Below are 21,753 nucleotides of genomic sequence, written 5' to 3' on the forward strand. Positions count from 1 at the left end.
GGCGCTGGGTTGATTCATGAAACGACCAACTTGTATGACAACCAATCTGAAACACTTCAACCCCATTCCTGTATCGGGGATGTTTTTCCGGAGATTCCGACGGCTACAAGGCTTTTAAACCCATCAAAAATCTATTAAATAACCAAAAGAACGCCTGCTCGCCGCTTTTATAAGAATAAATACAGATCCCAACGCATTGCGGTTTTCAAAAAACAACTTGTATGATGTCTGGCAACAAGACACGCAAACCCGCATAAAAACAAATCAGGGGGAGTTTTGAATTGTGAACAATTCAAGCCATGCATCTGCCACACCAGAAACTGATTCGGTGCTCACCCGCGCCGTGAGCAAAGTGAAGGGCCATGTGCTCCCACTGTTCGTGATCATGTTCATTCTCAACTACATCGACCGGGTCAATATCGGCTTCGTGCGCACGCACATGGAGCACGATCTGGGCATCGGCGCGGCGGCCTATGGCTTCGGTGCCGGGCTGTTCTTCATCGGCTACGCGATCTTCGAAGTGCCGTCGAACATGCTGCTGCAAAAAGTCGGCGCGCGCATCTGGCTGACCCGCATCATGTTCACCTGGGGCATCGTCGCCACGATGATGGCGTTCATCCAGAACGAAACCCACTTCTACATCCTGCGCTTTTTGCTGGGCGTGGCTGAAGCGGGCTTCTTCCCAGGCGTGATCTACTACTTCACCCGCTGGTTGCCAGGCGTGGAGCGCGGTAAAGCCATTGCGATTTTCCTCAGTGGTTCGGCGGTTGCTTCACTGATCTCCGGCCCGCTGTCGGGTGCGCTGTTGCAGATCGAAGGCTTGGGCTTTCACGGCTGGCAATGGATGTTCGCCATCGAAGGCCTGGCCTCGGTGGCGCTGGGCTTCTTCGTCTGGTTCTGGCTGGACTCCAAGCCCCATGACGCCAAGTGGCTGAGCCGCGAAGAACAGGACGCACTGGTGGGCGCCATCGATCAGGAACAGCGCGATCGCGAAGCCCTGACCACGGTCAAACCGACCATCGGCAAACTGCTCAAGGACCGCCAGATCATGCTGTTCTGCGCCTTGTATTTCTGCATCCAACTGACGATCTATGCGGCGACGTTCTGGCTGCCGAGCATCATCAAGAAAATGGGTGACCTGAGCGATGTGCAGGTCGGGTTCTTCAACTCGATTCCCTGGCTGATCTCGATCATCGCCATGTACGCCTTCGCATCGCTGTCGGGCAAATTCAAATTCCAGCAGGCCTGGGTCGCGGCAGCCTTGTTGATCGCGGCAGCCGGGATGTTCATGTCCACCACGGGCGGGCCGATCTTCGCCTTCGTGGCCATCTGCTTTGCGGCCATCGGTTTCAAATCCGCTTCTTCGCTGTTCTGGCCGATCCCACAGGGCTACCTCGACGTGCGCATCGCCGCCGCGGTGATCGCGCTGATCAACTCCATCGGCAACCTGGGTGGCTTTGTCGCACCGACCACCTTTGGTTTTCTGGAACAAACCACCGGCTCGATCCAGGGCGGGCTTTACGGCCTGGCCGGCACCTCTGTGCTCGCGGCCATCCTGGTGTTTTTCGCCAAGACGTCACCGTCTGCCAGCTTGATGTCGCCCAGCGTTGCGCCAACCGGCGCCGCCGTCAGCAAATCTATTTGAGCGTATAAGGACTTTGCCATGAACACGCCTGTTGTCACCCATTTCCAAGTCATCCCGGTCGCCGGCCACGACAGTATGCTGCTGAACCTCAGCGGCGCCCACGGCCCTTATTTCACCCGCAATATCGTCATTCTCAAGGACAGTGGCGGCAACACCGGCGTAGGCGAAGTGCCCGGTGGCGAGCGCATCCGCGAAACCCTGGAAGACGCGCGCGGCCTGGTGATCGGCCAGCCCATCGGGCAATACCAGCGCATCCTCAATCAAATGCGCACCACCTTTGCCTCACGGGACGCGGCCGGTCGTGGGCTGCAAACCTTTGATCTGCGTATCACCATTCACGCCGTCACCGCGATGGAGGCTGCCCTGCTCGATTTGCTCGGGCAATTCCTCGAAGTTCCGGTGGCGGCCCTGCTCGGAGAGGGCCAGCAACGCGATGCGGTGAAAATGCTCGGTTATCTGTTCTACGTCGGTGATCGCAGCGCAACGGACCTGGCCTATCGCAACGAGGCCGACGCCGACGACGACTGGTTCCGCCTGCGCCACGAGAAAGCCCTGACCGCCGATGCCGTGGTACGCCTGGCCGAAGCCGCCAAAGCCAAATACGGCTTCAACGACTTCAAGCTCAAGGGCGGCGTGCTGAGTGGCGATGCAGAAATCGAAGCCGTTACGGCCCTGGCCGAACGCTTCCCCGATGCGCGCATCACCCTCGACCCCAACGGCGCCTGGTCACTCAAGGAAGCGATCCGCCTGTGCCGTGACCAGCATCAGGTACTCGCCTATGCCGAAGACCCCTGCGGGGCGGAAAACGGTTACTCGGGCCGCGAAGTCATGGCCGAATTCCGCCGCGCCACGGGCCTGAAAACCGCCACCAACATGATCGCCACCGACTGGCGTGAAATGGGCCATGCAATCCAGCTGCAATCGGTGGACATTCCCCTCGCCGACCCGCACTTCTGGACGATGCAGGGCTCGGTGCGGGTAGCACAACTGTGCAACGAGTGGGGCCTGACCTGGGGTTCGCATTCCAACAACCATTTCGATATTTCCCTGGCCATGTTCACCCAGGTGGCCGCCGCCGCACCCGGCGAGATCACGGCCATTGACACCCACTGGATCTGGCAGGACGGCCAGCGCCTGACCAAGGCGCCCCTGCAGATTGAAGGCGGCTACGTAAAAGTGCCGGCCAAGCCTGGCCTCGGGGTGGATATCGACATGGATGCCGTGGCCAAGGCCCATGAGTTATACAAAGGCATGGGGTTGGGCGCGCGGGACGACAGCGTGGCGATGCAGTACCTGATTCCAGGTTGGAGCTTCAACAACAAGCGACCTTGCCTGATGCGGTGAGGCGTGGAGCCCTGATCTTTAGCTGATACAGCACAAATCCAATGTGGGAGGGGGCTTGCCCCCGATAGCGGTCTATCAGTTAAAAAATGGCTGACTGGCACATCGCAATCGGGGGCAAGCCCCCTCCCACATTTGGATCAGCGCAGCGTCGCTCCCGGCGCGCTATTGCTACCCAACAGGATGATCCGTAAAGCGTTCGGCGGTAAAAGGTCTGCGCGCCTACCAAAACTGCCTGTTCCAGTTCATGCTGCGCCCTCACTTCAAGGACGATAAAAACAGTGAAAACCGCCCTCGCCGCCCTGTTCCTGATTTGCCTGACCGGCCACGCATTCGCCAACGACTACCCTGTCGGCTTCAAAACCGCCACGCTGTCCGATGCACACAACCTGCGCCCGCTGGAATTAGTGGTCTGGTATCCCGCGATAACCGAAGCCACGCCACGGCTGATCCGAGACGACATGGTTTTCTACGGCACCCTTGCCGTACCCGACGCACCGCCGGCCAACGGCGAACATCCGCTGGTGGTGCTTTCTCACGGCTATCGTGGCAATTGGGGCAATCAGGCGTGGTTGGGCAGTGCGTTGGCCCGTCAGGGTTATATCGTGGCGGCGGTCAACCATCCGGGCAGCACTACCAAAGATCGCAGCCCCGCCGCAGCCGCACGATTGTGGCAGCGGCCCGAAGACCTGAGTCGTGTCATTGACTCGGTGCTTGCACAGCCCGAGCAGTTCGGCGCCGTGGCGCAAAGCCGCATTGCACTGGCAGGTCACTCCCTCGGCGGCTGGACCGTGCTGGAAAGCGCCGGTGCGCGTTTTGATCCCGCGCGCTTCGCCAAGGATTGCGGCGTCCATCCACAACTGAGCAGTTGCAGCGTCTACCAGCAAATGAACCCCGCCGGTGCTCCGGCTGGCGAGGCTCAATTGTCTGCTGCCTTGAGCGACAAGCGCGTCACTGCGGTGGTGTCCCTGGACATTGGCCTGTCGCGCGGTTTTACCGATGCAAGCCTGGCCGCGCTGCCAGTGCCGGTACTGGTAATCGCCGCTGGCGTGCCATCCGTGGAATTGCCTACGCAACTGGAGTCCGCCGACCTGGCCAAGCGGCTCCCCAAGGCGTCAACGCAATACGTGGAAATCAGCGATGCGAGCCACTTCAGCTTTATGGCGCAGTGCAAACCCGGCGCAGCGGCAATGCTCGACGAGGATGCGCCCGGCGACGGCATCATTTGCCAGGATGGCGCGGGCGGGCGGCCTCGGGCGGCGATCCAGCAGCAGGTGGTCACGCTGATCAGCAAGTTCCTCGCACATTAATCTGTGGCGAAGGCGCTTGCTCCATCGCCGCAGGTACAGCGCATGCTTGACGGGTATGCTCCAGGACCACGGCCACAGTTTTCAAACTGGTATCATCCGCGCCCTCCCCCATCAGGCCAACACACATGAACCGCCAGAAAAAACTCAAGCAGCTCTTCAAGGCCAAGGCCAAAAAGGCCAGTGCCAAACTGGCGCCGAAGAGCAAAGATACATACGTCAGCAAGGCGGATCGTTTAAAGCTGGCGACCGAGACCGGCCAGGAGTCGGTTACGCCCCCTGAGACGCTGGCTGAATAAGGCGCATCGCTGAAGGCGTGCCCGTTTCATATTTGCCCCAGATACGCCGCAGGTGGCGCGCCGAACCAAAGCCTGCGCGCTCGGCGACGGTTTCGATGTCCAGGCTCGACTCCACCAGCAGCTCGCGAGCCACGGCCAGGCGCAGACGGTGCAGGTAATCCAGCGGGCTGATGCCGACATGCTCGTGGAACAGGCGCGCCAGATGGCGGCTGCCGGTGCAGGCCAGGTCCGCCATGCGGGTGACGTTCCAGGTGTCGCAGGGGGCGGCGGCAATGGCGTCTTGTACACGATGGACTGCCGGGTGCAGGTGATTACGACCGGCTATCCACGGCGATAACTGCGGGTCTGCGCCGCTGCGGCGCAGGTACACCACCATGTCCCGTGCGACAGCGCACGCCAGCCTTGGCCCGGCACGCTCGGCGACCAAGTGCAGCATCATATCGATACCGGCGGTGATCCCGGCGCTGCAACTGACCCGACCGTCGGTGACATACAGCCGGTTTTCCAGGACCCGGGCCTTGGGCGCAAGGGCCTGGAGGGTGGCGCACAGCGTGTGGTGCGTGGTGCATTGGCGCCCGTCGAGCAGCCCGGCACGGGCGGCAGTCAGCGCACCGGCGCACACGCATATCAAGCGCTCGGCTGAGGGTGCAAACACCGTCTGCAACCACTGCACCAGGCTGTCGCTGGCGGATTCGAAGGCCTGCTGGCGTGCTTTGTCCACCTTCATGCTGGAGCCGACCAACACCACCAGGGTGCCCGGCGCCAAGCGGGTCGGCAAGGGCGCCAGGCCGGTCAACGGCAAACCGATGGAGCTGTGCAGGGATTCCACCGGGCTGACGTACTGCAGCTCGAAATCCACCGCCGCCGGGTCGTCGGCCTGCGCGGCCAGGCGCAGCACTTCGGCGGGCCCCGCCAGGTCGAGCATCAGCACATTGGGCAACAGCACGAACAGCACCGGCACGCTCATGGATTCACCCCGCCAAGGCCTGGGCGACGGTGACGATGCGCGCAAACCGATCCTCCAGCACCAGTTCCGTACGCTCGCGAATCTGCGCCGAGGTGTACACCCGGCCGCTGCGTGCGTGGGTCATCGGGAAGGTCAGCGTGGCCTCACTGACGAAGTCAACGTTAAACCCGCTGTCCGAGGCCTGCCGCGTGGTGGTTTCACAGCACTGTTCGGTACGAATGCCGCTGATGATCAAGGTAGTGACGCCCATCTGCGTGAGGCGCGCGGCCAGCGATGTACCGGCAAAGGCGCTGTGGTAGTGCTTATGAATGACCAGCTGCGGATCGATCGATAACTCGCTCAATGTCTTGACGTTACCCGATGCCATCGAAAAGTGCCCTTGGTCTTCCACATGAAAGACTTGTACCACCGGGATGCCCTGCTGAACACAGCCGTCGATGAGGGCCTGCTGGTTTGCGAGGTAATTCGGCAGGTCGTTTTCGGACCAGTAGGGTGAATGACGGAAAGAATGCTGGGCATCAATCACGATCAGGGCTTTGCGGTTCATGGCGGGTCCTTTTGGCTTATGTATGGAGGCAGTGCTGCAAGCCATGGTAAAGACCCTGCCGGATGCACAACAGGCGCAAGGCGGACCGGTTCAGGACCGATTCGGACATGCCCCTGGATACCCTGCCATTCAGCAACCACTCAAGGCTATCTGGGGCCGTTCGCCGGCGAAGAAAAACGGTCGCAGGCGTACGCCCACGCTATTGCCGATAAACGCGGCCACCAGCCACAGCCAACCATGCAGGCTGCCCGAGGCAATGCCGCTGAAGTAGGCGCCAATGTTGCAGCCATACGCCAGGCGCGAACCATACCCGAGCAGCAAGCCGCCGATGACCGCAGCGATCAACGAGCGCGCCGGGATCTTCAAGCTCGGCGCGAAACGCCCGGCCAGGCCGGCGGCCAACAGCGCGCCAAGAATAATGCCGATGTCCATGACGCTGGTGATGTCTTCCCAAACCGGTGCGGCCAAGGCCTTGGCATTGCCCGGCACCTGCCAGAACGCCCAACTGGCCACGTCCACCCCCAGCCCGCTCGCCACCAATGGCGCGAACGGCTTGCGCGCCGGGGTCAGGGAAAGGGAAGTGCTCATGGGGACCTCAATGTGTTTGAAGCTGGCCAGTATAAACCCAGAGTGATTGCAGGTAGGCGGCGCATTGCTGGCATGCCTACTGCGCGACCCAACGCTTTCGCAACCCTGCTTAAGCACCGCTGTCTTGCATAGGGGGGGCGGGTATGCAATTCTTGGCATAGGTAAGGGGGGTATACTATGGGCCATCTGGCATCGAACAAAGACGATCTGCTCAAGCGCGTGAAGCGCATTGCAGGCCAGATCCAAGCGGTAGAACGGGCGCTGGAGTCAGATCATGACTGTGCCAAAACGCTCCACCTTGTAGCCGCCACGCGCGGGGCCATCAACGGCCTGATGGACGAAATCATCGAAAATCACGCCAGGGAGCATGTTGCTGATCCGGCGCTGAGCGACGAAGAGCGCGCCAAAGGCGTCGAAGAGCTTCTGGTAGCCATTCGACGTTATTCCAAGTGACGAACGCAGGCGCAAATTTCATGAACGGCAACACTGGCTTCACGCACGAGCATGTATATCTCGGCGCGGCACATGATGAGAATGCAAAGCGCACCCTCTGGGTGGTGCTACTGACGGTTGTGATGATGGTCGGTGAGATTGCTGCTGGGTACATCACGGGGTCCATGGCGCTGCTGGCCGACGGGTTTCATATGGCGACCCATGCGGGAGCGCTGGGGATCGCAGCGGTGGCCTATGCATATGCCAAGCGTAATGCCTCCAGCACTCGATTCAGTTTTGGCACCGGCAAAGTTGGTGATCTGGGTGGCTTTGCGTCAGCGCTTATTCTGGGCTTGGTCGCCCTGGTAATTGGCGTTGAATCGGTCATCCGCCTGCTCCAGCCTACCGACGTCCAGTTCGGAACGGCGACGCTGATTGCCGTCGTTGGCCTGATGGTCAACATAGTGAGCGCGCTCTTGCTCGGCCACGGTCACAGCCATGACCATGCCCATGACCATCACGACCATAGTCATCACGCAGGTGATAACAACCTCAGGTCAGCGTACGTCCATGTGATCGCGGATGCCCTGACGTCGGTTCTTGCCATCGCTGCCCTGCTCGCTGGCCGCTACCTCGGATGGGTCTGGCTTGATCCGGCCATGGGTATCGTTGGCGCGATAGTCATCGCACGGTGGGCCTGGAGCCTGATGGGCGCATCTGCGGGTGTTCTACTTGATCAAACCGACGAGCATGTTGCAGAGGAAATTCGCGAGCTGGTTGAACAACCTGGCGACGCCAAAATTACCGACCTGCACGTGTGGCGTGTCGGTCCGCAAGCCCACGCTGCAATTGTCAGTGTTCTCGGTGATGCTACAACCAATGCAGATAACATTCGGGAACGGCTGAAGCCTGTTCATGAAGTCAGTCACCTGACGGTTGAGTTTCGAGCAGCGCTTCCTGCAGCGTAGTGCTCGTTAATACCGCGCTGTTGCCGGGTCAAATCCCGGGCAAAAAAAAGCCTGCATCGCTGCAGGCTTTTCTCTATCTGGCTCCACGACCTGGACTCGAACCAGGGACCCAATGATTAACAGTCATTTGCTCTACCAACTGAGCTATCGCGGAATGCGCCGTATGTTACTGATTAAAAAGAAGAAGTCAAGCCTCCTCTGACGTGTGTCACGACGAGGCAGGATGACCGGCCGAAACCGCCTGCTCCCTGGCCAGTTCCAGCCAGGCGCGCGCGGCGGGTGGCAAGTGGGCACTGGCGCGCCAGGCCAGGGCGATATGCCAGTCGGTGTGGGGCTCGTCCAAGGGGATCAATGCGATGCCGGCGTGTTGGTGTGTGTGCGCCAGCATCCGTGGCAGGAAGGCGACGCCCAGGCCGGCGGTGACCAGGTCGACGATAAAGTCGATCTGCCCACTACGAGCCGTCACCTTTGGCACTACGCCCTTGCGTTCGCAGGCGGCGAGGATTTTCGCGTTGAGGGCGAAACCGGCTTCGAACAGGATGAACGGCGAGTCTGCCAGGTCGGTGAAGTCGATGCGTTCGCGGCGCGCCAATGGGTGGCTGACAGGTAATACGGCGATCAACGGTTCGTTGCGTACAGGCTGGTAGTCGAAGCCTTCATCCACCGGCAGCAGCAGGGCCGCCAGGTCAACCTCCCCGGCTTCCAGGCATTCGCGCAGTTTTTTGCTGCCGTATTCGGTGAGTTCGATGTCGATGTCGGGGTAGCGCGTTCGGTAGGTGGCGAACATTGTCGCAAACAGTACGCCGCAACCTACCGGTGGCAGACCGATGCGCAGCACGCCGCGCTTGAGACCGCGCAGGTCGTTGATCTCCACCACCAGATCATTGTGTTCGGCAAGCAGCACCAGGGCGCGACGGTAGGTAATTTCGCCGGCGGCGGTGAGTTCGTTCTTGTGGCCAAGACGATTGAGCAGCGGTGTGCCCAACTCCTCTTCGAGGGTCTTGACCGCCTTGCTGACCGTGGACTGGGTCAGGGATACCACCTCGGCCGCCTGGGAAAAACCGCCCTGGCGCACCACTTCGACAAACGCTCGCAGGGTTCGCAGGTTCATCAGTATTCCTTTTGCGACTGGATTGCAGCGATAAAAGTTGTTTTTATCATGCCAGAACTTTGCTTATCGTGGGCACTTTGCCGAGTGGAGCCCATGCATGATTATTTCGTCCGCCTCCGATTACCGTGCTGCCGCCAAGCGCAAGTTACCGCGTTTTCTGTTCGACTATATCGATGGCGGCGCCTACGCCGAACACACCCTGCGCGCCAATAGTTCGGACTTGGCAGAGATCAGCCTGCGCCAGCGCATCTTGCGCAATGTCGACAACCTGAGTTTGAAGACCTCGCTATTTGGCCAGGAGCTGGCCATGCCGGTCATCCTCAGCCCGGTCGGCTTGACGGGCATGTATGCGCGGCGTGGTGAAGTGCAAGCGGCCAAGGCGGCGGCGAACGCCGGTGTGCCCTTCTGCCTGTCGACGGTGTCGGTGTGCCCGATCGAGGAAGTCGCCTCGCAAAGCCCGCAGTCGATCTGGTTCCAGCTGTATGTGCTCAAGGATCGCGGCTTCATGCGCAATGCCCTGGAGCGAGCGCAGGCAGCAGGTGTGACGACGCTGGTGTTCACCGTGGATATGCCGACCCCTGGCGCGCGTTACCGTGATGCGCACTCGGGCATGTCCGGGCCGTATGCGGCGCAACGGCGGATATTGCAGGCCGTGACCAAGCCGCAATGGGCGTTCGATGTGGGCTTGATGGGCCGCCCCCACGACCTCGGCAATATTTCCAGGTACCTGGGCAAACCCACGCACCTGGAAGACTACATCGGCTGGCTGGCCACCAACTTCGACCCGTCGATCAGTTGGAAAGACCTGGAGTGGATCCGCGACTTCTGGAAGGGCCCGATGATCATCAAAGGCATCCTGGACCCGCAGGATGCCAAGGATGCCGTAAGTTTCGGCGCCGACGGCATCGTGGTCTCCAACCATGGCGGCCGCCAGCTCGATGGCGTGCTGTCGACCGCCAAGGCGTTGCCGCCGATTGCCGAGGCCGTTGGCGATGACCTCACCGTGCTGGTGGATTCCGGCATTCGTTCCGGGCTCGACGTGGTGCGCATGCTCGCGCTCGGCGCCAAGGCCTGCCTGCTGGGGCGCTCTGCAGTGTATGCGCTGGCCGCCGATGGCCAGCACGGCGTGGAAAACCTGCTGGAGATTTTCGCCAACGAAATGCGCGTCGCCATGACGCTGACAGGGGTCACTTCCATCGCGCAGATTGACCGCTCTACGTTGGTAACCCCCTCTTCAAACATTCAATATTAGTCAGAGAAATGACGCGACTGTTTGTCGACGGTTTTCATGAAAAATCAGTTCATTGATTTATATAGGTATTTATTAATTCAAACGATTGGCACGAATCTGGCTCTAACCCACTCACGCAGGTCAAGCGATGACAAGACGTGTGGCAGTGCCCTGGGCTTATAACCCGGCGTAAAGCGGTCTAAACTGTTTCCAATGTTTTACGGAACTGAAGGAACAGTAAGACGCTTGGCACTTGCCACTCTCATCCCGCCTGTAAGACAGTCATGTGCTTAGAGGCCGCCTACGTATGAAAACACCGACCCAGACCAACGCAATTGACTTTGACAGTGCCAAATTGCAACGCCTGGGGTTTGGTCAGCCGTCCCTTCGTCCCCATCGCCCCGCCACCCTCGGTCAACTTCGCCAGCAGCTGAACCAGCAATTGCAGACCAGCCTGGAACCGGAACGCATCCTCGGCTTGTTCTTCCGTGAAGTGCAACGCCTGGTGCCGCTGGACGCCCTGCAATACCGCTACGCCATCAGCGACCTGCGCCTGGAGTTCGGCCACCGCGGCCATCATTCGGTGAGCTACACCTTGAGCCATGAGGGCGAACACTTGGGCGAACTGGTGTTCCGTCGCAACCAACGCTTCCTCGAAGAGGAACTGGGCCAGCTCGAGTCCCTGCTCGCAACGTTGCTTTACCCAATGCGCAACGCCCTGCTCTACCGCGCCGCCACCCGCAGTGCCCTGCGCGATCCTTTGACCGAAACCGGCAACCGTGTGGCCATGGACCAGACCCTGCAACGGGAAATTGACATGGCTCGGCGCCATATGCACCCGCTGTCCCTGTTGATGCTGGACATCGATCATTTCAAGAAGATCAATGACACCCATGGTCATGCCGCCGGCGACAGCGTATTGCGCGCCGTGGCCGCAGCGATCAAAAGCCAGTTGCGCAACGTGGACATGGTGTTTCGGTTCGGCGGGGAAGAATTTCTGATCCTGCTCTCCAACACCGGGCGCGATGCGGCGCGGATGGTCGGCGAGCGCCTGCGCCAGGCGGCACAAGCCCATGATTACTGGGTGGAGGGTACGCGGGTCGACTTGACGGTAAGCCTTGGCTGTTCGACGTTACTGGCGGCCGAGTCGGCGGAAAGCCTGCTGCGCCGGGCCGACAATGCCTTGTACGTGGCCAAGCGCGAAGGCCGCAACCGCTTGGCAATGGCGGGGTAAAACCCCGCCATCACAGTGCCAGTCAGTTAACAGATGGCGCAGGTTATCGGTAACTTGTGGCGAGGGAGCTTGCTCCCGCTGGACTGCGTAGCAGTCCCTTCTTTTTGAACAAACAACAGGGCCGCTGCGCGCCCCAGCGGGAGCAAGCTCCCTCGCCACAGTACCGCGATCCTTCTTAAGTGAGTGGCATCAGCCATCACGGGTGCATCACGCCTCGCTGGCGACGCGAGCCTGGCGCTCACGAACGAGTATGGGCGCCTTTTCTTTCTCTTGCTCCAGGCGCATGCAGCTTTCCAGGAACAGGTACATATAGTCGTAGCTCTTGCACACCGCCTGGCGCAACTCCACCTGCAGAGCCGAGCTCGGGTTCGTGCCGGCCAGGGTGCAGATGATCTCCAGGGCTTCCCAAGGGTGCGCGTCATCATACTGGGCGTGCATCTTCAGCCACTTCATCGCGCGCTTGCGTTCTTCCTCCGGGAAGGCGGCAGCATAAACGCCGGTGGAACAGACCACGGCAGACCACTCCCCAGTGGCGCCCTCGATGGCATAGTTGGTGGCGGCAATCGCAACGATCAACGAATCCGCCGAACTGGTGTGCCAGCACCAATGACTCAATGCGTGCAACTCCGGTGGCACGTCCTGTGCCTGCAGCTCTTCGAGACTGACGCCGTGGGCACGCGCCCAATGCACCCAATAGTCGGCGTGGTTCAATTCCACGCGGATATTGCGCATCAGCCAGCGTCGCGCCATGTCCTCCCCCGGATGGCGGGCAAACTTGGTCTTGGTGAGGTTCTGTGCCATGTACAAGGCGAACTGCTCCACCACGGGCCAGCCACCGATCAGGTAGTGGCGCATGGTCTTGGCGCTGAGCGTGTTATCGCGCATGCGTTGGTACAGTTCGTGTTCGACAACCCGACGCTTGCTCTCGCTACAGTCCAGGATCAATTGCTGCGCCCAGGCGGGGTAACTCGAGGCTTCCATAAGCGGGCCGGTTCTGTTGAAGGTGTCGATCACTGTAGGGCTCCTTTTTAAGTGTGATGTACAGACCAGCAAAGTTTCAGCGGAATGTGCCGGGCGCCTTGAATAACAGGGGCTGCGGCCGCGCAGGTCGGCATTGCAGGCTATCGAAGGTAAACAATTGCGGACGTTCGATCAGATAGCCCTGAGCGTAGTCCACGCCTATCTCAAGTAATGCCTGTTCGATCTGCGACGTTTCAACAAACTCGGCGATAGTGCGCTTACCCATCACATGGCCGATATGATTGATCACTTCGACCATGGCGCGGTTAATCGGGTCGTCCAGCATATCCTTTACGAAACTTCCATCGATCTTCAGGAAGTCTACAGGTAAATGTTTGAGATAGGCGAACGAGGACATTCCGGCGCAAAAATCATCCAGGGAAAAATGGCAACCTAACGCTTTGAGTTCATTAATAAAACGAATGGCACTGCCTAAATTGGCGATAGCGCTTGTCTCGGTTATTTCAAAACAAATCATTTCCGGAGGGATGTTGTAAGTGCCGAATTTCTCACGTAAAAAACCAAGAAAATCGTCATCGCCAATGGTTATTCCTGACAGATTAATCGCACACATAGCCATAGGTCGGCCCGGACGCTCGTGCATGCAACGCGCGATGATCTTGAAGACGTTCTCCACCACCCACCGGTCCAGTGAAGTCATCAAGCCGTAACGCTCGGCCGCCGGAATAAAACTGTCGGGCAGAATGATTCGCCCCGCCTCGTCGTGCAGCCGCAGGAGAATTTCGATGTGCCCATTGCCCGCTTCGGTATGGCCCAGAGGCGAGATTTCCTGGGAATACAGGCAAAAACGATTCTCTTCCAACGCCATGTGCAAGCGCTGTACCCAGGCCATTTCACCAAAGCGCAGGGACAGCTCCGAGTCATCGGCGTGATACACCTGCACCCGGTTACGTCCCTTTTCCTTCGCCATGTAGCACGCCATATCGGCGGCGCGCAGGGACGTTTCCAGGGTGGTCGGGGTGTGTGAGATATGCACCAGGCCGATGCTGACGGTGGTCATGAACGGCCGGCCCTTCCACACGAAATGCAGGTTCTGCACGGTGTGGCGCAGGCTCTCGGCGATCTTCTCGGCCACCGGCGCCGGGCAATTCTCCAGGAGGATGCCGAACTCATCGCCGCCCAGCCGCGCCAGGGTATCGCCTTCGCGCAAGTCCGATTGCAGCAGCGCGCAAATGTGTCGCAGCAACTCGTCGCCCGCAGCGTGGCCGCAGGTGTCATTGACCAGCTTGAACTGGTCCAGGTCGAGAAACATCAAGGCATGGCGGCCGTTTTGCTGGCGTGTCACCTGCTGCAGTACCTGCTCCAGGCGGTATTCGAATTCACGCCGGTTGGCCAGGCCGGTCAAGGCATCGTGGGTCGCCTGCCAAGAAAGATTGGCGATGTACTGGCGCTCCTGGGTCATGTCATGCAGCACCAGCACCGCGCCACTGACCTTGCCGGCGCTGCGAATCGGCGCGCCCACCAGGGTCACGGAAACGGTGCTGCCGTCCAGGCGCTGGATCAACTTGGAATGTTCACTGCCGCCACTGAGTTCGCCCTTGATGATGTGCTCGATCAGGGTAAAGCCGTCCGGCTCGGCGTTTTCATCCAGCAACTTGAACAACGCCGCCAGCGGCAGGCCCTGAGCCTGGGCCGACTGCCAGTGGGTCAGCGCTTCGGCGGCGGGGTTCATGTAGGCAATCGCACCGTCCACGTCGGTGGTGATGACGCCGTCGCCAATCGACTCCAGGGTAATCTGCGCCCGCTCCTTCTCCGCCTGCAGGGCATCGGCAAACGCGTGACGCTGGGCCAGCAACTTGTGCGTGCGCAGCAGCGCCAGCACGATCAGCCCCAGGGCCGTGGCCAGGTTGGTGATCAACAACAGGCGCAGGATCATCCGCGACCCTTCACCCAGGGCATCACTGAATGCCTTGGCCGCCGGTGTCACACCTTCGTTGATGGCCGTGATGCGCGCCTTCCACAGGCGCACATCATCAGCATTGACCCGATCGGCAGTAACGGCGCCATGCATTGCCTGGGCGAGATCGTCCAGCTGCAACAAGTAGCCGTCGCCCACCGTCCAGAGCTCGATGGCTTTTTCCAGGTAACTGAAATGGCGGAAGTTGAGGTACAGCCAGATCAGGCTGGAGACGTCGTCCGGGTGGTTGCCACCCTTGATGATGCCCTGGCGTGCGGCGGGGATATCCGGGGTGGGACGGTCCAGCGCAACGCGCAATTCATGCCCGCCCTGGGGCACGGCAATCGCTTGCTGATATTTGAGGTAAGTGGTGGCTTCGCGGTTATCGGCGTAAAGGGTCAGGTAGTAGATGGCGTCCTTCTGGCCCTTGGACCACAGACTTTCGCCAGCCACATAGCCACGCACCGCCGAGAGCACGTAGAGACTGACGCAGCCTAACAATGCCTGGAACAGCACAACGGCAATGAAGGGCCAGACAATGCCCAGCAACCGTGGCGTTCCGAGAGTCCGCTTTTGCTTCATGAAGTCCCTTGCACATGCACAGCTCAATACGCACGCGAAAATCCGCTCCCGATCGCACAACCTAAGCCAAATCACCGCACCTGTTGCAAGTGTCCATACAATTTGGCGTACAGCCCCCCGTCGGCAATCAATTGCTGATGGTCGCCATCCTCGGCGATACGCCCGCCATCGAACACCAACACCCGATCCGCCTGTTTCACCGCTGAAAGGCGGTGGGCGATGATCAGTGTAGTACGCCCGCTGAGAAACCGCGCCAGTGCCTGGTGCAGGTTGTACTCGGTGGCCGCGTCCAGCGCCGAGGTGGCTTCATCCAGGATCACCACCTTGGGCTCGGCCAGCACCATGCGCGCGATGGCCAGGCGTTGCCGCTGGCCGCCGGAAAAGCGCACGCCAGAGCGACCCACTATGCTGTCCAGGCCCAACGGCAATGCCTTGACGGTCGCCTCCAACTGGGCGATTTCCAGTGCCTGCCAGCACGCCTGATCCGTACGCTCGCGGCCCATTGTCAGGTTGGCGCGCACGGTATCGTTGAACAGTGCCGGGTGTTGCAGCACCACCGCGACGTTTTCGCGAATGGTCGCCAGGCCGATGTCCTGCTGGGTCGCGCCGCCAAAACGGATGCTGCCGGCCTGGGGTGTGTAGAGGCCCAGCAACAGTTGCACCAGGGTGCTTTTGCCGCCGCCGCTGGCGCCGACAATCGCCACCTTCTCCCCCGGTGCGATGGCCAGGTTCAATTGATCGAGCACCAGGTCATCGCCGTAGCCGAAGTCCAGGCCGCGCACGTCGATGCCAACGGTTGCACGCCCGGTGAACGGATCGCTACCCCCGGCGTACTGCGGCTCGTCGGCGCGGGCCAGCAGCTCGTTGATGCGCGTCAACGCGCCGCCTGCCGCGTAGTAGGCATATTGCAGGTTCAGCAATTGCTCCACCGGGCCGATCATGAACCACAGGTAGCTGAACACCGCCAGCATCTGGCCGATGGACAGGTCGGAAAACAGCACGGTGAGCATCGCCGCTGCGCGAAAAATGTCGATACCGAATTGGAACAGCAAGCCACTGGCACGGCTGGACGCGTCGGTTTTCCATTGCGAGTGAATGGCGTAGTCGCGCACTTCCTGGGCACGCTGGCCCAGGCGCCCGAGGAAAAAGCCCTGGCGGTTACCGGCGCGCACTTCCTGGATGGCGTCCAGGGTTTCGGTCAGCGCCTGGGTGAAGCGCGAGGTGCTGTCGTTTTCCAGTTTCTTCAAGTGTTTGACGCGCTTGCCCAACTGCACCGTGGCGTAGATCACCAGCGGGTTGAACAGCAGGATCAACAGCGCCAGTTGCCAGTGCATCCACACCAGGATGGCCGAGGTGCCAACCAGGGTCAGCATCGCCACCAGAAAGCGGCTGAGGGTTTCGCCGACGAATTTATCCAGTGTGTCCAGGTCGGTGACCAAGTGGGTGGTCACCGTGCCGCTGCCCAGGCTTTCGTATTCGCCGAGGGAGATGCGCTTGAGCCGCTCGATCAGCCGCACGCGGATGCGGTAGACGATGTCTTTGGCCAGTCGCGCAAACAACCGCGCCTGTACCACGTTGAACACCAGCGCGCCGCAGCGCAGGACCAGGGTCACCCCCAGCATCAGGCCGATATAGCCGGCGGCCTGCTGCCAGCCCAGCGGCAAGGCGTGGTTCATCACCTTGAGCGCGGCATCGCCACGGCCCAACAGCACTTCGTCGACCAACAGCGGTAACAGCAACGGGATGGGTACGCTGCACAAGGTCGCGAGCACGGCCACGCTGTTGGCGATCCACAGGGATTTCCTGTGGCGCAGGGCCAGGCGGCGAATTTCCGCCCAGGTCAGGCGGTCGGTGCGCTTGGGTTCAGGCGTGTCGGGCTGATCATGCACAGGTGGCGCGCTCCAGCCATCGCCCCAGCAATGGCGACAATTCGGACAAGGGCTGGTAGCCATTGGTCAGCAGCGCCAACTGGCCATTGCGCTCGGCCAGCAAGGTCGGGAAGCCCGCGATGCCCAGGTCCTGTACCCAGGTGAAATCGGCGGCCGTGGCGGCGTGCTGTTCGGCGCGGTCGAACTCGCCTGCAAACTCGATACGCGGAATACCGGCCTGCTCGGCCAGTTCCACCAGCACATGGGCAGAGGTGACGTCACGGCCTTCGACATAGAACGCGTGCTGGATCAGCCCAAGCAGCTTCCAGCCGCAATCGGGCGCCAGGCTGCGCGCCGTGACGATGGCGCGGCACGCAGGCTCGGTGTCATAGACAAATCCATCGGGCAGCGCGCCTTCGCGCTTGAACGGCTGGCCGGTGGCGTCAGTCACTGCCTGCCAGTGCTCGAGGATATAGCGCCGGGTGTTCGGCTCCAGCGCCGCGCCGCTGCCGGTGCGCAAGCCGCCCACCACCAGGTGCAACTCCACACCGCCCGCCCGGGCCTGCTCAACCAGCGCCTGCGCCACCGGGGCAAAGCCCCAGCACCAGGAACACATCGGGTCCATCACATAGAGCAGGCGCGCGGGCATGGTTCAAGCCTCGGAAGGGATTTGCTTGTAGTTGAAGCCAATCGGGTGCGGCATATTGCGGGCCTTGGCCAGTTCGATCTGCTTTTGCCGGTCGATGGCGCTGCGACGGGTTTTCTCCGGCAGCTTATCCCAGCAATGCGGGCAACTGATGCCGGCCACGTAGTGCTCGGACGCGCGGTCTTCGACGCTGACCGGTGTGCGGCAGGCATGACATTGATCGTAGTCGCCTTCGCTCAAGTCGTGGCGCACTGTCACGCGATTGTCGAAAACAAAGCAGTCGCCCTGCCACTTGGTCTCTTCCTGCGGCACCTCTTCAAGGTATTTGAGGATGCCGCCCTTGAGATGATAGACCTCGTCGAAGCCTTCACTGAGCATAAAGCTCGAGGCCTTCTCGCAGCGAATGCCACCGGTGCAGAACATGGCGACTTTCTTGTGCCTGGCCGGGTCGAAGTTGGCTTTGATGTAGTCGGGAAATTCGCGAAAACTGGTGGTTTTCGGGTCGATCGCGCCTTCAAAGGTGCCAATCGACACTTCGTAGTCGTTGCGGGTGTCGATCAACAGCACTTCGGGGTCGCTGATCAGCGCGTTCCAGTCCTTTGGGTCGACGTAGGTGCCGACCTGTTTGTTCGGGTCGACGCCGTCGACGCCCAAGGTCACGATTTCTTTCTTGAGCTTGACCTTGGTGCGGTAGAACGGCTGCTCGTCGCAGTACGACTCTTTGTGGTCGATGTCGTCCATGCGCGGGTCGTTCTTCAGCCAGGCCATCAGGCCATCGATGCCTTCGCGGCTGCCGGAAACGGTGCCGTTGATGCCTTCCTGGGCAATCAGCAGCGTGCCTTTGATGCCGTTGTCGACCATCGCCTGCAACAGGGGCTCGCGCAGGGCGACGTAATCTTCAAGGGTGACGAACTTGTACAGTGCCGCCACGACGATAGGTTGGGTCATGGGTGTTCTCTCCAGGTGGCTACCCTCGTAAGGGGTGAACCGGATAAAAAAACGCGCCGGCCAGGCGGCGCGGCGCGCATTCTAGCAAAACCACGCCGCCGCCGCATCGACACACAGCCGCTGATATTGCTTCGACGCCCTGGCGGCGATCGACTTCAGCGGTGTGGGTTGCGTACGCCCTCCACTCGGTACTTCTGGCCGCCGAGGTGCTTGAACATCAAACGATAGGCACTGCGACCACGAGAAGCGGCGTAACCGTGCAAGTCAGCAGACCACAGTTGATCTCTGTGGAGATGCCAATGAACCGCGCCAAAACGCCCTTCCTGCAAGTGACTGAGGGTAAGGGCGATACTGCGGTCCTCGCGGCTCGACGAACTGATATCTCCAAGCACCTCGGTATTGATCTGCATCCGTGGAGCAGCGCCTCTTATCGCCCTCGGCACCCTCATTGGCAGTTGGGCCTGCGCTTGCCGACCACCGCGTGCGCGACTGGAACCGGCAACCTGTGTCGTCGCCCCCACCTCAAACGTGCTTGCCCCCGCCTGCTGACCGCCCGCGGCAGCGGACTCACGCCCTGGTCTTCGCAGCAGTACCGCGCCATAGCCCATGCGTTTCAACTCAGGCATCGGGTTACGACTGTCCATCAGTACGCCCTCGACGCCCCCCGATTCACCCACAGGCCCCGCATAGCCATAGATGGCCCCCTCCGATGCATGGAGGTAAAGGGACATGCCTCCCTCGGCAGGGCGGCGTGCATAGGCAAAATTCACCAGCCGCTCCGTTTCTTCGTGACTCAACCGCGCCTGCTGCGCCAACTTGATCGCCAGCTCCGAAATATCCCTGGCGAATTGTTCTTCCACTTGTTCGGCGGCCCTTGCCACGGCCTGCGGTTGCATTTGCAGATAGGCATTCAGGCGACTGGTACCAAACAGTACACCGCCCACCAGAGCCCCGATGGAAGCCCCCAACGTCGCATTCCCAAGCAACGCCCCCACGCCCAGGCCCAGCAAGACCAAAAGCAGGAGGATTACAGTACCGCCCTGTATTTGGGTATTTTCCACATCGGCCGGCAGCAGCCCCATTGAATCAACGAATGTGATCGGGTTGTTGAACGCCATGAGATAGGGATTCAACTCTGCCCCGTCCCCCAGGGGGTCGGGGCTTATCCAGCGCTGTAACCAAGGGGCGTAGTAGCGGAAACCGTAGTAATACAAGCCGCTGCTGTCACGCTCTTTGCCTGAATATCGGCGCGTCTTGTAGCGACCCTCCACCTCGCTGCGCGATGCCCACCACGCCGTCCCTCCATAGGGAAAATAACTCTCCTGGCTCAATAACTCTGCCTGTTCGCCCAACTCCAGCCCATGACTCGATTGCTGATCCGTCAGGCAAAAGCGCAGGGTTGCATCGGCTGCTCCCTCATCGAGCCCCAGCTCCCATTGCAAGACCTCAACCGTGCACCGCGCCACTTCAAGACGCACAACATTCAGCCGGCGCAACGGTCGATGGCGAATTTCCAGGCCTGGCAGGTAATACACACGCGCCGTCTGCCGGCTGCCGGCGACCTGCCGGTGCGTGAGCTTGAGCGCGCGCTGGCCGTCGCCTGCGTACACATAGGCCTCCTCATCCGGGTCCCCCTCCTCTCGCAGAATCGTCGTGACCTTGGTCAACTGATTACGCACGTTCCACGCCATCGGCAGGCCACGCCCCAGCTGTTGCTGATTGCCATTGGCATCAAAACCCTGCGCCCACTCGTCAACCGGATGCTCGCTCGACAACGCACGATTACTGCCAGTTGCGACCTGCATGTCGCGGGTATAGCCGACACCACTGGACGGCACATGGCGCAGCCGGGTCAGGTTGCCCCCCTCGTCATAGGCATAGTGCTGGGTATAGTTGCGCCACAAACCGGCGTCGGTCGAACCGAACGAAATACGCGCGGGCAGTGCCGGGCCGATGGCGGCGGCAGTACTTTCCCGGCCTGTGGCCTGGGTCAGTTGGTACAGCGAGTTGTACTCATAGCGACAGGAGGCATCTACTTGCGTGTTGTGGCTCCACCTGGTCGGTTGTGCCTGATCCTGCAGGCTTGAAACATTTCCCACGGGATCATAGTCGTAGCTCAAATCCTGTAGCGGCGCCGCCCGCTCGTTTTTGCGGTACGCCATCAGCCGGCGCATACGGCCATCCTCGGCCCGATAGGTGGCCAGGCTACTCACGCCATTGCCCAGCAGGGCCGTCTCCACCTGGCCGGCGGCAGTGTAGACGTAGCCCTCTATCACGGTCTTGCGCGTACCACTCTTCAAGGTGAGGTGAATATTTTTCGCCTGCCCGTCCAGCCCATAGGCGAACTGTCGGGCATTGCCCTTGGCGTCGAGCTGTTCCACCGTGGCGCCCAGGGCGTCGAACGCCCAGCGTGTGGTGTAAAGCTCAGGTTGCAGTTGCTGGTCCTGATCGGCCGGGGCAAGCGGCCAGTCAACAGTGCCCGGGGCCTCGCGAAACCGCCGGGTTTGGCGCAGCACCTGCCCGGTCATTCCATAGGCGTCGAACACCTGCGTGCCCGCCGGGTCGGCATGGCGTACCAGGCGGCCACTGCGGTTAAGTGCGCGGTGCTCAGGCGTCGGCGCGGCATACACCAGGCGTTCGACACACCGGAGTCGCGCTTCGTCGGCAGTTTGTTCGAACACCGCCACCGGACGCTGCAAGGTGTCGTAGTCGTGGCGCTGATAGGCACCGCGGCCGTCCCAGGCATGCAACAGCTGTCCCGAGGGCGCCGCCAGCATCAGCCGCATGCCGGCGTCCACATCGTTGCTGCGGATCAAGGTACCAGACAGGCTGTACACCGAGGCCTGATTCGCCGCGGTCAACGGTTCGCGCGATTTAAGGGTAGAAAGGCGCGGGTCCCACTGCTCAAGCAAAAGGCCGCTGGCCCCATAGACTTGACGCCTGACACGGGCCGTCGGCGCAGCCTGGGAGGTAGCGCACAGATAAGCGACGCTGCGCACGGTCAATCCACGGGGGTCGAAGGCCGCAAGCGAGGGCGTGTTTCGATGAAGTGAAGCAGACATGATCACATGACCTCAATTGCACAATGGTCAGCAAAGCCT

18 protein-coding genes and 1 tRNA gene are annotated in these 21,753 nt (G+C 60.8%); 8 read left to right on the forward strand and 11 right to left on the reverse strand.

Going from position 1 to position 21,753, the window contains the following annotated elements:
• The first annotated feature begins 283 nt into the window (after window positions 1-283).
• The 4 genes from C4J85_RS18225 (at window position 284) to C4J85_RS18240 (ending at window position 4,592) form a co-directional block, all read left to right on the forward strand.
• Window positions 284-1,645, forward strand: coding sequence for an MFS transporter (locus C4J85_RS18225; protein ID WP_124410409.1), 1,362 nt, complete (start codon window positions 284-286; stop codon window positions 1,643-1,645).
• 18 nt (window positions 1,646-1,663) lie between these two features.
• Window positions 1,664-2,989: a glucarate dehydratase gene (gudD, locus tag C4J85_RS18230; RefSeq protein ID WP_124410410.1), complete on the forward strand. Its 1,326-nt coding sequence runs from the start codon at window positions 1,664-1,666 to the stop codon at window positions 2,987-2,989.
• A gap of 278 nt (window positions 2,990-3,267) precedes the next feature.
• Window positions 3,268-4,296: an alpha/beta fold hydrolase gene (locus C4J85_RS18235; protein WP_124410411.1), complete on the forward strand. Its 1,029-nt coding sequence runs from the start codon at window positions 3,268-3,270 to the stop codon at window positions 4,294-4,296.
• 125 nt (window positions 4,297-4,421) lie between these two features.
• A complete protein-coding gene (locus C4J85_RS18240) occupies window positions 4,422-4,592 on the forward strand; it encodes a DUF2986 domain-containing protein (protein ID WP_124404779.1) in 171 nt (56 codons plus the stop codon).
• Here C4J85_RS18240 and C4J85_RS18245 read toward each other — a convergent pair.
• The 3 genes from C4J85_RS18245 to C4J85_RS28060 form a co-directional block, all read right to left on the reverse strand.
• Window positions 4,564-5,559, reverse strand: coding sequence for a GlxA family transcriptional regulator (locus C4J85_RS18245; protein ID WP_124410412.1), 996 nt, complete (start codon window positions 5,557-5,559; stop codon window positions 4,564-4,566). The genes C4J85_RS18240 and C4J85_RS18245 overlap by 29 nt on opposite strands.
• A gap of 4 nt (window positions 5,560-5,563) precedes the next feature.
• Window positions 5,564-6,106, reverse strand: coding sequence for a cysteine hydrolase family protein (locus C4J85_RS18250; protein ID WP_124367740.1), 543 nt, complete (start codon window positions 6,104-6,106; stop codon window positions 5,564-5,566).
• A 129-nt stretch (window positions 6,107-6,235) separates the two neighbouring features.
• Window positions 6,236-6,880 (reverse strand): YeeE/YedE thiosulfate transporter family protein, encoded by a 645-nt coding sequence (locus tag C4J85_RS28060; protein ID WP_372240598.1) that lies wholly within the window; start codon window positions 6,878-6,880, stop codon window positions 6,236-6,238.
• Here C4J85_RS28060 and C4J85_RS18260 point away from each other — a divergent pair.
• Window positions 6,872-7,147, forward strand: coding sequence for a metal/formaldehyde-sensitive transcriptional repressor (locus C4J85_RS18260; protein ID WP_124371326.1), 276 nt, complete (start codon window positions 6,872-6,874; stop codon window positions 7,145-7,147). The genes C4J85_RS28060 and C4J85_RS18260 overlap by 9 nt on opposite strands.
• A 20-nt stretch (window positions 7,148-7,167) precedes the next feature.
• Window positions 7,168-8,094: a CDF family Co(II)/Ni(II) efflux transporter DmeF gene (gene dmeF / locus C4J85_RS18265; RefSeq protein ID WP_124410413.1), complete on the forward strand. Its 927-nt coding sequence runs from the start codon at window positions 7,168-7,170 to the stop codon at window positions 8,092-8,094.
• Window positions 8,095-8,172: 78 nt separating this feature from the next.
• On the opposite strand, the gene C4J85_RS18270 is transcribed toward dmeF, so the two are convergent.
• Both C4J85_RS18270 and C4J85_RS18275 read right to left on the reverse strand, forming a co-directional pair.
• A tRNA-Asn gene (locus tag C4J85_RS18270) sits at window positions 8,173-8,248 on the reverse strand.
• A gap of 54 nt (window positions 8,249-8,302) precedes the next feature.
• Entirely contained in the window at window positions 8,303-9,205 is a 903-nt protein-coding gene (locus C4J85_RS18275; protein ID WP_124367755.1) for a LysR family transcriptional regulator, read from the reverse strand.
• 97 nt (window positions 9,206-9,302) lie between these two features.
• Between C4J85_RS18275 and lldD the strand changes: the two genes are divergently transcribed.
• Together lldD and C4J85_RS18285 are read left to right on the forward strand one after the other, a co-directional pair.
• On the forward strand, window positions 9,303-10,457 hold the full coding sequence (gene lldD, locus C4J85_RS18280) for an FMN-dependent L-lactate dehydrogenase LldD (RefSeq protein WP_124410414.1): 1,155 nt from the start codon (window positions 9,303-9,305) through the stop codon (window positions 10,455-10,457).
• 286 nt (window positions 10,458-10,743) lie between these two features.
• Entirely contained in the window at window positions 10,744-11,670 is a 927-nt protein-coding gene (locus C4J85_RS18285; RefSeq protein WP_124363669.1) for a GGDEF domain-containing protein, read from the forward strand.
• Between the two features lie 207 nt (window positions 11,671-11,877).
• On the opposite strand, the gene C4J85_RS18290 is transcribed toward C4J85_RS18285, so the two are convergent.
• The 6 genes from C4J85_RS18290 to C4J85_RS18315 all read right to left on the reverse strand — a co-directional run bounded on the left by C4J85_RS18290 (window position 11,878) and on the right by C4J85_RS18315 (window position 21,714).
• The gene (locus C4J85_RS18290) at window positions 11,878-12,651 is read right to left on the reverse strand and encodes a TenA family transcriptional regulator (RefSeq protein ID WP_372240637.1); all 774 of its coding nucleotides are present in this window, start codon (window positions 12,649-12,651) and stop codon (window positions 11,878-11,880) included.
• A 76-nt stretch (window positions 12,652-12,727) separates the two neighbouring features.
• Window positions 12,728-15,190 (reverse strand): EAL domain-containing protein, encoded by a 2,463-nt coding sequence (locus C4J85_RS18295; protein ID WP_124367758.1) that lies wholly within the window; start codon window positions 15,188-15,190, stop codon window positions 12,728-12,730.
• A gap of 71 nt (window positions 15,191-15,261) precedes the next feature.
• Entirely contained in the window at window positions 15,262-17,079 is a 1,818-nt protein-coding gene (locus C4J85_RS18300) for an ABC transporter ATP-binding protein (protein WP_124367759.1), read from the reverse strand.
• A complete protein-coding gene (locus tag C4J85_RS18305) occupies window positions 17,072-17,707 on the reverse strand; it encodes a DsbA family protein (RefSeq protein WP_124410416.1) in 636 nt (211 codons plus the stop codon). The genes C4J85_RS18300 and C4J85_RS18305 overlap by 8 nt, the downstream gene beginning before the upstream one ends.
• Before the next feature lie 3 nt (window positions 17,708-17,710).
• Window positions 17,711-18,652, reverse strand: coding sequence for a rhodanese-related sulfurtransferase (locus C4J85_RS18310; RefSeq protein ID WP_124410417.1), 942 nt, complete (start codon window positions 18,650-18,652; stop codon window positions 17,711-17,713).
• 155 nt (window positions 18,653-18,807) lie between these two features.
• Window positions 18,808-21,714 (reverse strand): RHS repeat-associated core domain-containing protein, encoded by a 2,907-nt coding sequence (locus tag C4J85_RS18315; protein ID WP_124410418.1) that lies wholly within the window; start codon window positions 21,712-21,714, stop codon window positions 18,808-18,810.
• Window positions 21,715-21,753: the final 39 nt, after the last annotated feature.

The organism is Pseudomonas sp. R4-34-07 (assembly GCF_003852375.1).
Classification (GTDB): domain Bacteria; phylum Pseudomonadota; class Gammaproteobacteria; order Pseudomonadales; family Pseudomonadaceae; genus Aquipseudomonas.

Coding starts and splice junctions, on each gene's coding strand:
- C4J85_RS18305 (WP_124410416.1), bottom strand. CDS start 17,707: ATGCCCGCGCGCCTGCTCTATGTGATGGACCCGATGTGTTCCTGGTGC.
- dmeF (WP_124410413.1), top strand. CDS start 7,168: ATGAACGGCAACACTGGCTTCACGCACGAGCATGTATATCTCGGCGCG.
- lldD (WP_124410414.1), top strand. CDS start 9,303: ATGATTATTTCGTCCGCCTCCGATTACCGTGCTGCCGCCAAGCGCAAG.
- gudD (WP_124410410.1), top strand. CDS start 1,664: ATGAACACGCCTGTTGTCACCCATTTCCAAGTCATCCCGGTCGCCGGC.
- C4J85_RS18315 (WP_124410418.1), bottom strand. CDS start 21,714: ATGTCTGCTTCACTTCATCGAAACACGCCCTCGCTTGCGGCCTTCGAC.
- C4J85_RS18275 (WP_124367755.1), bottom strand. CDS start 9,205: ATGAACCTGCGAACCCTGCGAGCGTTTGTCGAAGTGGTGCGCCAGGGC.
- C4J85_RS18310 (WP_124410417.1), bottom strand. CDS start 18,652: ATGACCCAACCTATCGTCGTGGCGGCACTGTACAAGTTCGTCACCCTT.
- C4J85_RS18245 (WP_124410412.1), bottom strand. CDS start 5,559: ATGAGCGTGCCGGTGCTGTTCGTGCTGTTGCCCAATGTGCTGATGCTC.
- C4J85_RS28060 (WP_372240598.1), bottom strand. CDS start 6,880: ATGGCCCATAGTATACCCCCCTTACCTATGCCAAGAATTGCATACCCG.
- C4J85_RS18295 (WP_124367758.1), bottom strand. CDS start 15,190: ATGAAGCAAAAGCGGACTCTCGGAACGCCACGGTTGCTGGGCATTGTC.
- C4J85_RS18240 (WP_124404779.1), top strand. CDS start 4,422: ATGAACCGCCAGAAAAAACTCAAGCAGCTCTTCAAGGCCAAGGCCAAA.
- C4J85_RS18260 (WP_124371326.1), top strand. CDS start 6,872: ATGGGCCATCTGGCATCGAACAAAGACGATCTGCTCAAGCGCGTGAAG.
- C4J85_RS18290 (WP_372240637.1), bottom strand. CDS start 12,651: ATGGAAGCCTCGAGTTACCCCGCCTGGGCGCAGCAATTGATCCTGGAC.
- C4J85_RS18285 (WP_124363669.1), top strand. CDS start 10,744: ATGAAAACACCGACCCAGACCAACGCAATTGACTTTGACAGTGCCAAA.
- C4J85_RS18250 (WP_124367740.1), bottom strand. CDS start 6,106: ATGAACCGCAAAGCCCTGATCGTGATTGATGCCCAGCATTCTTTCCGT.